Raw genomic sequence first — 13,263 nt, 5'->3', positions numbered from 1 at the left:
TATCGAGGTTCGCGGAACCGCGTTTTCCGGCGACGGAGCGTGCGGTGCAGAGGCGTTCGGCGGAGGAACACAGTCGCCATTCTGAAACCGTGTTCCGAATTCGCGGGTCTCTCGCCCTTTACGCGTCACAAGTCGGACACGACCGTCTGTGACGAAGGAAGATCAATCCCGACAGGACCGCAACGGAGAGTACGCCGAGGACCGGACGGAACGGATCGAAGTACGTCATCAGCGCGGACGAACTGAACAGGGCGAGCAGGAAGACGTTGCAGATCGGACAGCCGACCGCGAGGAAGCCACCGATCAAACCGCCCATTGCCAACCGGTGTTCGGAGCTCGAGTGGCCGTCCGCTCCATCGAGTCGCGATTCCGATGCGACCCGCTGTGCGGCGTAGAGTCCCGCCAGCAACGCGGTCAGCGTCAGCAGCAGGTAGTCGACCGGCGTCCGGGGAACCATTCGCACGTAGAGCGGGTTCGGAATGAGGCCGGTGACCAGTCCGAACAGCAGAAACACGCTGGCTCCAGCGATCGCCCCCCACGCGATTGCCCGGCGATCCGATCGGATCGATCGGAGTAAGTGCTCCGTCATTTCGAGGCCTCCGTCGGAAACGGACACCGTTCGGGGTGGCCCGTCCGTCCAAGAAAGAACACCAACAGCGCGAGGCCGCCGACGCGAAGCAACGCGCCGTCGTACGGAAGTGCGGCGATTCCTCCCGCGAACCCCAGAAAGCCCAGGAGTCCGGCGCCACAGCTCGCACAGCCGGATGCGACGAGGCCGGGGAAAATACCGGTCAGGTCCGTCAAACTCGACGGACCGATTGCCCTGAGTTGTGCCACGGCGTTTACGACTGCGATACCCGAAAGTACGGCGTAGAGGACGATAATCGAGAGCCCCGTCCACCCGTCGGACCGATAAATCGTCTCCGTGAGCGAGACGAGGACGTACGTAACCCAGTGAAAGTCGTCACCGAGCATCTGCAGCGTAAACGTCGGCATCGTGCTCAGTATCAACAGCACGTAGATCGCGAGGGATAGGACCACGAGCCCGATCGTGTCTCGCCACGTCTCGAACGGGTACAAAACCGCAGCGGAGAGGTTCCGCAGGTATTCACTGATCGAGTCGCGCGTGAGCATCTGATTGAAACCAATGCAGGGCTGACTGATACCTACGGCTCCGATTTGCTGAGTCAGCAAATCGCCAGTTCTATTTACGTTCCAGAGCGTGAATGTAACAACGAGTATCCTATCTACAATGGCTCACGAACCCGACGCGGATGGCGACTCTTCCCGACGGCGCATGTTAGCCGTACTCGGTGCCGCCTCGACGACGCTCGCTGGCTGTATGGACGCACTGTCGGACGGCGACTCCGGCGGGACGGAAGCCGACGACGGGACCGGTGGAAACGGATCCGGCGGTAACGCTGATGCCGGTCCCGTACGCTGGCCAGCTATCGAAGCGGGCGAAGTGATTTCGAATTTCGAATCTCTTGACGAGTGGTCGCCCCGGTCCGGCGAAATAGCGGCTGCGCCTGACGAAGCGCGGTCCGGTTCGCAGGCGGCCGCCGTCGAGAGCGACACTGGGAACGCCGGCATGCGGATTCGGTTCCCTGACGGATTCGACCTCGAGGGCTGGGACACCTCGGTCGCGGTCAAGCCCGAATCCGCTACGAAAATCACCGTCGAGTTTTTCGCGCCGTCACAGAGCGCGCGCCTCGCTAGCACTCGCGTGATACCGGACGAGTACGACGGCTGGTTTCGGATGGATTGTGGCTACCAGCAAAAGCCCGGCGACGATCCGGATCTCTCGACTGTCACCGGTATGACGATCTCCGCGGACGGACCCGACGGCGGCCCGACCAGACTGCTCGTAGACGACCTCCGCCGAACGAAATCGGCCGGAAACGGGAAAGCAATCCTCGCCTTCTACGGCAGTCACGATTCGCACTACGAAATCGCGGCCGAAATGCTCGCAGAGCGCGACTGGGCCGGAGCAGTTCCGATCAGTCCGGAGCGCATCGGCAACGCCGGTCGGATGGAGCTTTCCGACCTTCGCGATCTCCGGGATCGCGGCTGGGATATCTGTTCCTACCCGCAGGTGTCGACCCCGCTTCCCGAACACCCCGAGGAGCAACAGCGAGAACTCTTCGAAACCGCTCGAGACGCACTCGAAAAGGCCGGTTTCGAAAAGGGGTCGCGTCATCTGTTCATTCCCGATAGCGGTCCGGACCCGACGGCCTACGAAGTCGCCAGAGACGTCCACGAGTCAGCGTTCCTGTACAGCTCCGGGACGACCGGCGTACCGCCGTCCGAGATGCATCTGATTCCGCTCATCTGGGGGCCGGCGCTTCACACCGGTGTTCGCCGTCATATCAATCTCTCCGATCAGTACAACCTGCTCACCGTGTTGCGGATTCCCCGGATCGTCGACGAAGATGACGTGGGCATCAACGAAAACAGAATGTCGCTCGACGACTTCGGGCTCCTTCTCGATCACATCGAACAGCGCGGTCTCGACGTTGTCACCCCCTCCGATCTCGTCGACGGGACCTGGGAGGGCGACGGTAGCGGTGACGAACCCGCGAACAGAGAGCGACCGGAGGGGACCATCCTCGAGGCAGGGCAATCCCACGAATTCGAGGGATCGGGCTCGGACGACTCACCGACGTTCGAACTCGACGACGGCGTTCTCGTCGCGAGCACCACCCACGAGGCCGATTCGGAGATCACCGTCGACGTGACGAAGGCTGACGGAAACGGACGCGACGAAAACCTGGTGACGACGTCAGGGGATACAACAGCCAAGTCGATCATGGCCGTCGAGAGCGGCACCTACGGACTCGAGGTCGACGCGGACGGTGCGTGGTCGATCGAACTGGCCCAGCCCGCCGTCGAGAGCGACGAGCTCGAGGATCTCCCCGTGGAGGCCGACGGGACCGGGTCGGCGTTCGTCGGGCCGTTATGGACGGAGGGCCGAACCAGGGTCCTCGCGACGCACGATGGCGACGGCACGTTCATCGTCGACGGCTACGGTGCGGACGGCAGTCGGGAGATACTCGTCCATCGGAGCGGCGAATTCAATAACGCCCGATCGTACAAGGCAGGAGGCCCCGTCTGGATCAATATCGAAGCCGACGGTGACTGGACGCTCGAGGTCGTCGACTCGTAGCTATCGGGCGTTTCGGTATCGTTCCCCCGCGGTAGTTTCCCTCACCTCAGATGGCGCGTCTGAGCGGACATCGAGCGTCGTCGAGCCGTCGTGGACGGACGAATACGATACTTCGACGACTCAAACCCGGACCGATCCCGATTTGCTGACTCAGCAAATCGTCTGACCCGTTTACGGGTCAGTGATGCAAACGGTCGGGAGTACAAGCGATGTCGCTCGATCAGCCGTCCCGTCGCGCCGTTCTTGCGGGCACTGGAACGCTGTTGGGTAGTGGCAGCCTCTATTATGCCACGCGATCCGACGAGAGCGCCGATCACGATCTGTCTCCACCATTTCACTCGAGCGACGAACCGTCCGCACTCGGCGTCGAGTTACGGGAGAAGCCGATCATGGGCTCGCCGGACGCACCGCTCGAGTTGTACTACTGGACGGACTTCCAGTGCCCGTTCTGCGAACGATTCGAACGAGAGACGCTCCCCGAACTCGTTCGGAATCACGTCCGACCCGGAACGGTTCGAATCGTGTTCATCTCGCTGCCGTATTTCGGCGCGGATTCGATGACTGCCGCGGTCGCCGGAAAGTGCGTGTGGGATCAGGTCCGCCGATCGGAGCCGACGGCGTACTGGGACTGGCACACCGCTATCTTCGACGAACAGGGCGAGAAAAACTCCGGCTGGGCGTCAGCGGAGAACCTCGTCGAGTACACGCACTCGGTTTCCGGTGTGGACGCCGCTGCACTCGAGACCTGTCTCGAAGAACGGCGCTCGGAACTCGAAGCCCGGATCGACGCGGATGCCGAACGAGCCCGCTCGGGTGGTATTTCGAGCACGCCAACGTTCGTCGTCTTCGATCGAGATCTCGAATCGGGGACGTCGCTCGTGGGCGCCCAGCCGATAGAACGGTTCGATGAGGCGATCGATCGGTACGAGAGCGGCTAACACTCGTCGACGGCGGCGAACGCAGCGTCTCTGTGCCAGTGGAGACCGGCGGCGAACGCAGCGTCTCTGTGCCAGTGGAGACCGGCGGCGAACGCAGCATCTCTGTGCCAGTGGAGACCGGCGGCGAACGCAGCATCTCTGTGCCAGTGGAGACCGGCACCGAACGACGGATTCACACTATTCGACGACAACCGCGCCCTTCATCCCCTGTTGGCGGTGGGGCTCACACACGTACAGGTACGTCCCGGTGTCTTCGAACTGGTGTTCGAACGTAAACCCTGCTTCGTCGGTGATTTCGGTCTCGAAAACCGGTTCCTCCGCACCAGTTGCATTTTCGATTCCCAGCGACTCCTCTTCTTCTGGAACGTGGACGACGTTGTGGCTGCCGCCCTCGCCCGTCCACTCCCAGACGACCGTCGCATCCTGATCGATGCGGAAAGCGGGGGGATCGAACTGGAGGCCATCTCCAGCCCCGACGTCGACGGTGACTTCGTCCTCTCCCGTCAGATCCTCGGTCTCCTCGTAGTTCTCGACGTCGTCGAACCAATCGCCGTAGTCCGGTTCCTCCTCACCCTCCTGTGCGCTCGCGGAGCCACTGATGCCGCCGAGGACGGTACTTACGCCGATCGTTTTGAGTATCGTTCGTCGTTCGATCAGTTCCATATAGAGGCCTGCTCCGACTGAGTAGAAAAATAGACACCTTACGATCGCAACGAACATCACGAAACGGATGTGAGAGGTGACGAGAACGGAGCTCGGCACCGTCTTGTGGCGGTCACAGTCCCACGGGGGCCAGGTTTCCACCTCGATGTCGCCACCGAACGGAGCCTGGGGCGTCCGAATTCCACCGATCGCGTCATTCATCGGCCGGCGTTGGATCTACGGGGGTCGCCAGATCACCCCGATGCCCGCTCCGACGACTCGATCGCGGCTATCCCAAACTGACGTCGAGATACAGCATTATGACGACGCCTGCCATTACGCCGAGCGTCGCGATCCGCTCGTATCCGCGAGTGTGGGTTTCGGGGATGATCTCGTCGGAAATGACGAAAAGCATCGCTCCCGCGGCAAATCCCATCGCGTACGGCAGTACCGGTTCGACGACACTTACTGCCAGCGCGCCTAAAACCGCAAGGGGTATTTCGACGATGCCGGATCGTATTCCGGCGAAGGCTGCGTAGAAGCGCCGATCCAGGCCCGCATTGATGGCGGCTACCGACACGGCGAGCCCTTCCGGTATATTTTGAATGCCGATAGCGAGCATGAGCGGAATCGCGTTCTCGATGTCTCCGGAGCCAAAGCCGACACCCACGGCTAGCCCTTCGGGCATGTTGTGGAGGGTGATAGCGAGGATGAAGAGGATCACGGGCGTCAGCCGCTCGCTCTCGAGCGGAAGGGACGTACTCGGGTCGGCTTCGTCCGTCCGCCTGCTCCCGGTCAGCAGATAGTGTGCGTGCGGGACGAGCCCGTCGGCACGGTCGAGGAAGACGGCACCGAGTACGACGCCCACGAGCGTCGGAATCGGATTTCCTCCCGAATACTGGTCGATCCCCGGGATGATGAGGCTCGTGAAGGCTGCAGCCAGCATCACACCGGCCGCGAATCCGAGTGCGCCATCGAGCGCACGTTCCGAAGGATCTTGCCAGACGAGCACCAGCGATGCGCCGAGCAGGTTTAACACCGCGATAACGATCCCGCCGACGAGCCCCTGTACGACCGGGTTTTCGCCGGCGATTCGAACAAACAACTCGACTACTGGAACCATGATTCTCTTCCTCCCACTTACTTGACGAACGCCCTTGTGTCGCGTTTCATTGCGAACCGTTATCGGTGGACGACAGTAACGAAGTTCAAATAAACCCATCGATCGGGGTAGAAGATCACGGGCAAGCCGTTGTGGTCCCGCTACACGATAGAACTGTTGTGGCTGAACGGACGTCGGTTCAGCCCGGGTTCTACGCGGACGAACGACATTTCAAAGCGGATCTGGAACCGCGAGGATCAAACGCGACGCCGATCATCATCCCGCCGTGCCCACGTCGCGCCATCAGGAACGAAGCCGGACCGTCGAGTACGGCGTTGGGGCCTAAACCGCATGTAGACCGTTGTATCGTTTCTTTCAACGTATCATGAACGGCCACGATTACCTGCTGAAACGGGCGATTGATCTTTGTGGTGACCGTTTTCCCCGACGGACGTCTCCGTTCGTCCGTTCGTCAGTTCGTCCGTTCGTCAGTTCGTCCGTTCGTCAGTTCGTCCGTTCGTCAGTTCGTCAGTTCGTCAGTTCGTCCGAGCCGGTCCGCCGTACCTCAACCCTTTTATTATCGCTGTTCGTTGACTGGCACATGAGCGAAGACGAAGGGACGAATGCGTCCGCCCAGGGTGTCCAGTCCGAGGAGGAATCCAACGACGGCGAGATGGCTGACGTGAATCCCGAGGAGTCGGTCGGCGGGGAAACGGAATCGGCTCCCGACTCGAACGATTCCGAATCAGAACCGTCGGCGACGGAATCGGAATCAGAGGCGACCGATATCGGTTCGAACAGAGGAACGACCGAGGATGAGACAGAGGCAGAGACGGACACGGACGACGATGCACCCGAAACGAGCGAGGACATCCAGCGTGTCCTCGACCGTGTCACCGAATACGACGACGAACTCGCACACAAGGTAAGCTCGATCGTCGAGGAAGCTCGCGACCTCAATGGCACAGTCACACACCAGCGCGAGGAACTGGAGGATCTCGAAGAGCGAATCGAGTCCCAGGCCGAAACGATCGGCGAATTACAGGACGAACTCGACGAGTACGAGCAGGCATTGAACGAACGAGACGAACAACTCGAAGCACACAAAGAGGAAATCGACGAGCTGAAGAGTCGACTGAAGCGCAAACAGGCGGACTTCCAGAACTACAAGAAGCGCGCGAAAAAACGCCAACAGCAGATCAAGGATCGCGCTACCGAAGACCTAGTCGAGCGACTCATCGGCGTCCGCGATAATTTGAAACGCGCACTCGAGGAGGAAAGCGACGATACCGAAAGCCTTCAGCAGGGCGTCGAAATGACCCTCCGAGAATTCGACCGTATCCTCGAAGACGAGAACGTCTCCGAAATCGATCCAGAGCCCGGGACAGAAGCCGACCCCCAGCGCCACGAGGTCATGATGCAGGTCGAAAGCAGTCGTCCTGAAGGGACCATCGACGAAGTCTACACCCCCGGCTACGAGATGGGTGATAAGGTCATTCAGAACGCACAGGTGACCATCTCGAACGGCGATCCCGGGACTGAAACTGAATCACCCGCTGACGACGCCGAACGCGGGAGCGAAGGGGCGAGTGACGACAGCGAGGCCGGAAGTGACGAGGACGCCGATGAATCCGCAGAGACCAACGCATCCACAGATGGATCGGTCGACGTCTCCGACGACGCAGGAGAGAAAGAAGAAACCGACGCGGACGATGGAGCGATCGAACTTGGTGGCGAGGTCGCCACCGACGACGATATAGACGAGACTCCGGTGGACGATGTCGACGAGTGACTTCGACCGTGTAGCGATACCTGTACGTGTCGCTTCTCCAGATCGGTATCGGCTTTTACCCGCGCTATAACTATAGGAACACTGTTATTTTTTTCATCCGGTCGACGGATTCCACGATCGTTTTTATAGATCCCCAACTGCCGTAAAATCGTATCTAAGGGGCCCTATGAGCGTTTAATTCGGCACCTGATCGCTCCTAGTAACCTTTAAAACAAAGTGCGCACAATACCCCTCCACGATGGCGAGCAACAAAATTCTCGGAATCGACCTCGGAACGACGAACAGTGCGTTCGCGGTGATGGAAGGTGGCGATCCGGAGATAATCGTTAACGCAGAAGGCGAACGAACGACGCCCTCCGTCGTTGCCTTTACCGACGACGAAGAGCGCCTCGTCGGGAAACCAGCGAAGAATCAGGCGATTCAGAACCCCGAAAAGACGATTTCCTCGATCAAACGTCATATCGGCGAAGAGGATTACACCGTCGAGGTCGAGGACGAAGAGTACACGCCAGAACAGATCTCGGCGATGATCCTCCAGAAGATCAAACGCGACGCCGAGGACTATCTGGGTGACGAAATCGAAAAGGCCGTCATCACGGTTCCCGCTTACTTCTCCGACCGACAGCGCCAGGCGACCAAAGACGCGGGTGAAATCGCTGGCTTCGAAGTCGAGCGCATCATCAACGAACCGACCGCCGCGTCGATGGCGTATGGGCTCGAGGACGATCAAGATCAGACCGTCCTCGTTTACGACCTCGGTGGTGGCACCTTCGACGTCTCCATACTGGATCTCGGCGGCGGCGTCTATGAGGTCGTTGCGACTAACGGTGACAACGACCTCGGTGGCGACGACTGGGACAGGGCGATTATCGACTGGCTTGCTGACGGATTCGAGGACGAACACGGAATCGACCTCCGCGAAGACCGTCAGGCCCTCCAGCGGCTCAAAGACGCGGCGGAAGAAGCCAAAATCGAACTCTCTTCCCGAAAGGAAACCGAAATCAATCTTCCCTTCATCACGGCGACCGACGACGGCCCGATTCACCTCGAGGAGTCGCTCACGCGTGCGAAGTTCGAATCCCTGACCCAGGATCTCATCGACCGAACCATCGAACCCACCGAGCAGGCACTCGAGGATGCTGGCTACGAAAAAGACGACATCGACGAAGTACTGCTCGTCGGCGGATCGACGCGGATGCCCCAGGTCGGCGAGAAGGTCGAAGAGCTGACCGGTCAGGAACCGCAGAAGAACGTTAATCCGGACGAAGCGGTCGCACTGGGTGCGGCGATTCAGGGTGGCGTCCTCGGTGGCGAGGTCGACGACATCGTTCTGCTCGACGTGACGCCGCTCTCGCTCGGTATCGAGGTCAAGGGCGGCCTCTTCGAGCGACTCATCGAGAAGAACACGACGATTCCAACCGAGGAATCGAAGATTTTCACCACTGCAGCGGCCAACCAGACCACCGTTCAGGTACGGGTCTTCCAGGGTGAGCGCGAACTGGCCGAGGAGAACGAACTGCTCGGCGAGTTCCACCTGACGGGTATCCCACCGGCTCCGGCGGGTACGCCCCAAATCGAGGTCACGTTCTCGATCGACGAAAACGGTATCGTCAACGTCTCCGCCGAGGACAAAGGCAGCGGTACGACAGAAGAGATCACCATCGAGGGCGGTGCCGGTCTTTCGGACGCAGAAATCGAAAAGATGCAACGCGAGGCCGAGAAACACGCCGAGGAAGACCAGCAAAAGCGCCAGCGCATCGAGGCACGCAACACCGCCGAAGCCACGATCCAGCGCGCCGAAACGCTACTCGAGGAGAACGACGAGCAGGTCGACGACGACCTTCGCGCCGACATCGAGGACGCGATAGCGAACCTCGAAGAAACGATCGACGACGACGACGCAGACGCCGACGATATCGAAGCTGCGACGGAAAACCTGAGCGAGGAACTGCAGGAGATCGGAAAGCAAATTTATCAGCAGGAAGCCGGTGCAGCGGGTGCTGGCGGCGCAGCCGGCGCTGGCGGCGCAGCCGGCGGTGCCGCGGGAGCAGGACCCGGCGGCATGGGCGGCGGCCCGAATCCCGGCCCCGACGCCGGTGCGGGTGCGGCGGGCGGCGAGGACGAAGAGTTCGTCGACGCCGACTTCGAAGACGTCGACGACGAGGACGAATAACCCGATCTGAGACGTCGCCTGGCATAGCTCCGATACGTGCCGGCAACGTCGACGGAGACGGTGCCGGAGGTCGGCGAGACGGCTCACACCGCTGTCCGTTCCCGGTTCGTCTCAAATCACCGATCTGCCCACAGAAGCAGGTCTCGTAACGGTTTGCTACGGTTTTCCCGCGGATCGTTTTATCGCATCGGCATTGTACCCCGCAATCGTCGCCGATACGTCTGGACCGCTGTGACGATCGACGCAGATCGAACAGGCGAGCGGCGACGAACGCTCGGGATCACGAGCCGCGACTGCTGGACGCGTTCGGTCGATTCGTCACAGTCCGCTTAGCCGAACCGGAGGGTCGCTTCGGTACCGTCTGAATTCGTCTGAAACTCCAATGTTGCACTCGAGCGGTCGACGATCCACTTGACCAGCCACAGGCCGATGCCGCTGCCGTGTTCCAGTGACGTTTCGCGTTCGTCTTCGAGGACAGTAAGCTCGTACTCTGGAATACCCGACCCGTTGTCCGTGATGGTAAGCGTCGGCGTCTCGTCGTTCGTGAGACGAACCGAGACGCACGGACTGGTGGCATCGTTGTGTTCTGCAGCGTTCTCCAGAAGGTTCTCGATGACCACCTCGAGTCTGGTGTCAGCCTCGACGGGACGAGAATTGGGTCCGTTCACGTCGAACGAGACGTTCGGATATCGGTTTTCCATGCTCTCGATCGTTTCGTCGACGACGTCTCGAAGATCGTATTCGGCAGGTTTTCCGTCCCCGTCGACGACGTCTTCGACCAGTCGCGCTTTTCGACTGATCGATAGCAAGTCGTCGCTGGCCTCGAGGACAGTCTGAAGCCGTTCGGCGTGACCGTCTTCGACGGCTTCGGCGACGTGATTTGTGTGGCCCCGGATAGAGGTCAGTTCGTTGCGGATGTTGTGTCGAAGTACTCTGGACTGCACCTGTCGGAGCAGGTCGAGTTCCTCCTCACGGCGTTTGATTCCGGTGATATCCCTGAGGACGACCACTCGTCCACCCCGGGTATTGGACCCTCGGTCGATCGGGGACAGAGACAGTGAAAAGTATCGTTCCTCGCCGTCGAGTTGCACGGCGATCTGGGTTTCGACCTCTGCAGTGTCTTCGTAGCGTTCTAGCACCTCGTCGGGCACTGAATCGAAAAAGGCGGATCCTTGCATGCCGACGTAGTCGTCGCCATCATCGATGAACAGGTTCCGGGCGGCGACGTTCGCGTCGAGTACGCGGTTATCGCCGTCCAGCGTGACGATGGCATCATCCACCTCGTCCCACGCGGTTCGTCGAGCGATGGGCACCAGATCGAGCATTCGGTAGCGAAAGATAGCGTAGCTAAAACACAGGCCGGTTACGCCAATGCCGATTGGAGTGAGGTCGAGGAAATCCGGAACGAACGGGATCAGATTGAAAAGAAACAACGCGCCAAGCGTCATCGGCGTTATCGCACCCAGAACGATAGCAATCGTCTGTCGTCGGTAGAGTTTGGCCGAGTCGAACGAGTGCTTTACGAGCAAAACCACGCTGTAGACGACGACGGCGTCCAAGTACAACAGCGATAGTAGATGCGCCGGCTCGGGTTCGGTAACGTAGACGTATAATCCGTTTCGACTGACGAACTCGCCGGTCCACAACAGGGTATGAAGTTCGTTGGTGAGGGCCAACAGGATTCCAATCACGACCGGGACTAGCAGGATTCCAACGGTACGACGCGCAAAAACGTCGGTTCGTCCGGTGTAGGCCAGCGTGAAGAACAGGAGCCCCATCACCCCTCCGCCCCAGCCGATCCAGACGATCGATGCCAGGAGCACCTTCAACGTCTCGTCGGTGACGACGTATTGGAACGACCGCGATAGAATCCAGATCGTCGCCGATAGCATCATGACGGCAAGTGACAGGACCGTCTCGTCGCTCCCATATTTCCGATGGTATCGATACGTATATGCCGCTACGCCGGCCGTGACGATCCCCGACCCGAAATACGGAACGACGAACGGAGAGAATTGGAACATAGGTACGGATTGGCGGGAGTGACGTGAAAGTTCGCTGTACCCATAATCACAATACACTTTCATTATTATTGCGGCCAGTGCTATCGAGAGACGCAGTCGGTTTTGGCCACACTTTCCCGGGATAGTGGTCCCTGTCTGCTGGCCCTGTGTACTCTCGTCTCAGCACTCGAGGAATCGACCGTCGAACGTTCGTTTCAAGTGTCTCAACCGAGTATCGGTAAGACAACGAATGAGCGAGGACTTCTATGACGTTCTCGGCGTGAGTCCCGACGCGTCTACCGAGGAGATTAAACAGGCGTATCGGAAGAAGGCCACCGAGTATCATCCGGACGTCAGCGACGACCCCGATGCCGAAGAGAAATTCAAGAAGATCCAGAAAGCAAAGCAGGTGCTAACTGACGAGGAAAAACGCGAAGCCTACGACCAGATGGGTCACGACCGCTACGAGCAGGCCGAAAAACACGGCTTCGACGCCGGCGAGGCAGGCGGTGCCGGCGGCATGGGCGGCGGCCCGTTCGGCGGTATGGGTGGCAACATGGGCGGTGGTGGCATGGGCGGCGGCGGCCTCGGCGACCTTTTCGAGCAGGTCTTCGGTGGGGGCAGTGGTCGCGGTGGTCGCCGTCAGCCCCGAAAGGGGAGAGATCTGCGAACCGAACTCGAAATTGACCTCGAAGAGGCGTACAACGGTGCAGAGAAGCAATTCTCCGTCGAACGACCCGAAGCGTGCGAGGTCTGTGAGGGTGAGGGCCATCCCCCGGAAGCGGACGCCGAAACCTGTCCGCAATGTCAAGGTCGCGGCCAGGTAACCCAGGTCCAGCAAACGCCGCTCGGTCGAGTCCAACAAACGACGACCTGTCCACGGTGTGAAGGCGAGGGAACGCTTTATTCGGAGACCTGCGACGAATGTCGCGGCGAGGGGTACGTCCGTAACGAAGCGACGTTGACCGTCGAAATTCCAGCCGGAATTCAGGGTGGCCAGACCCTCCGGATGGAAAGCGAGGGCGCACCTAGCCCCGAGGGCGGGCCCAAAGGCGACATGCTAATCGACGTAACCGTTAGAGATCACGACGAATTTAAACGCGAAGGCGATGACCTGTACTATCGGCTCCCCGTTTCGTTCCCGCAGGCTACCTTCGGAGATACCGTAGAAGTTCCAACACTCGAGGGGGCTGCCGAATTCGAAATTCCGGATGGGACACAAAGCGGCGAAACGTTCCGCCTCGAGGGGAAGGGAATGCCGCGACTCCGTGGCCGTGGAACCGGGGACCTATACGTGCAAGTCCAGGTGGTCACTCCAGACCGCTTGAACGACGAGCAACGCGAAGCACTCGAAGCCTTTGCAGAGGCCGGCGGCGACGAAATCGACATCAAGGACGGCTTCTTCGAGAAAATCAAACGAGCGTTCTAACTATAGTAGTCGTTGAAC

At 60.0% G+C, this 13,263-nt stretch carries 11 protein-coding genes; 5 read left to right on the top strand and 6 right to left on the bottom strand.

All coding sequences use genetic code 11. The features are described from left to right. Positions 1-118: 118 nt before the first annotated feature. Positions 119-589 (bottom strand): hypothetical protein, encoded by a 471-nt coding sequence (locus HYG82_RS26555; RefSeq protein ID WP_179260115.1) that lies wholly within the window; start codon positions 587-589, stop codon positions 119-121. Beyond that, the gene (locus HYG82_RS26550) at positions 586-1,134 is read right to left on the bottom strand and encodes a hypothetical protein (RefSeq protein WP_179260114.1); all 549 of its coding nucleotides are present in this window, start codon (positions 1,132-1,134) and stop codon (positions 586-588) included. Before HYG82_RS26550 ends, HYG82_RS26555 begins: the two co-directional genes overlap by 4 nt. A 118-nt stretch (positions 1,135-1,252) precedes the next feature. On the opposite strand from HYG82_RS26550, the gene HYG82_RS26545 reads away from it, so the two are divergent. Next, positions 1,253-3,166 carry a polysaccharide deacetylase family protein gene (locus HYG82_RS26545; protein ID WP_179260113.1) on the top strand — a complete coding sequence of 638 codons (1,914 nt, stop codon included), beginning with the start codon at positions 1,253-1,255 and terminating at the stop codon, positions 3,164-3,166. A 209-nt stretch (positions 3,167-3,375) separates the two neighbouring features. Continuing rightward, entirely contained in the window at positions 3,376-4,104 is a 729-nt protein-coding gene (locus tag HYG82_RS26540; RefSeq protein WP_179260112.1) for a DsbA family protein, read from the top strand. Here HYG82_RS26540 and HYG82_RS26535 read toward each other — a convergent pair. The 3 genes from HYG82_RS26535 to HYG82_RS26525 form a co-directional block, all read right to left on the bottom strand. After that, positions 4,101-4,280 carry a hypothetical protein gene (locus HYG82_RS26535; protein WP_179260111.1) on the bottom strand — a complete coding sequence of 60 codons (180 nt, stop codon included), beginning with the start codon at positions 4,278-4,280 and terminating at the stop codon, positions 4,101-4,103. The two genes, HYG82_RS26540 and HYG82_RS26535, sit on opposite strands and share 4 nt — an antisense overlap. A gap of 1 nt (position 4,281) precedes the next feature. Continuing rightward, the gene (locus HYG82_RS26530) at positions 4,282-4,767 is read right to left on the bottom strand and encodes a halocyanin domain-containing protein (RefSeq protein WP_218834205.1); all 486 of its coding nucleotides are present in this window, start codon (positions 4,765-4,767) and stop codon (positions 4,282-4,284) included. 268 nt (positions 4,768-5,035) lie between these two features. Then, complete coding sequence (locus HYG82_RS26525; RefSeq protein WP_179260110.1) at positions 5,036-5,869, bottom strand: ZIP family metal transporter; 834 nt, start codon at positions 5,867-5,869, stop codon at positions 5,036-5,038. Between the two features lie 580 nt (positions 5,870-6,449). On the opposite strand from HYG82_RS26525, the gene HYG82_RS26520 reads away from it, so the two are divergent. Next, positions 6,450-7,640, top strand: coding sequence for a nucleotide exchange factor GrpE (locus tag HYG82_RS26520; protein WP_179260109.1), 1,191 nt, complete (start codon positions 6,450-6,452; stop codon positions 7,638-7,640). Positions 7,641-7,878: 238 nt separating this feature from the next. After that, on the top strand, positions 7,879-9,813 hold the full coding sequence (gene dnaK, locus HYG82_RS26515; protein ID WP_179260108.1) for a molecular chaperone DnaK: 1,935 nt from the start codon (positions 7,879-7,881) through the stop codon (positions 9,811-9,813). Between the two features lie 329 nt (positions 9,814-10,142). Here the strand turns inward: dnaK and HYG82_RS26510 are convergent, their stop codons facing one another. After that, positions 10,143-11,837 carry a sensor histidine kinase gene (locus tag HYG82_RS26510; protein ID WP_179260107.1) on the bottom strand — a complete coding sequence of 565 codons (1,695 nt, stop codon included), beginning with the start codon at positions 11,835-11,837 and terminating at the stop codon, positions 10,143-10,145. Positions 11,838-12,066: 229 nt separating this feature from the next. Between HYG82_RS26510 and dnaJ the strand changes: the two genes are divergently transcribed. Further along, positions 12,067-13,245, top strand: a complete 1,179-nt coding sequence (gene dnaJ, locus HYG82_RS26505; protein ID WP_179260106.1) for a molecular chaperone DnaJ — start codon at positions 12,067-12,069, stop codon at positions 13,243-13,245. Positions 13,246-13,263: the final 18 nt, after the last annotated feature.

Source organism: Natrinema halophilum (assembly GCF_013402815.2).
GTDB classification, from domain to species: domain Archaea; phylum Halobacteriota; class Halobacteria; order Halobacteriales; family Natrialbaceae; genus Natrinema; species Natrinema halophilum.
Note: the sequence above shows the minus strand (reverse complement) of the source record. Positions and strands in the feature narration are given on the sequence as shown.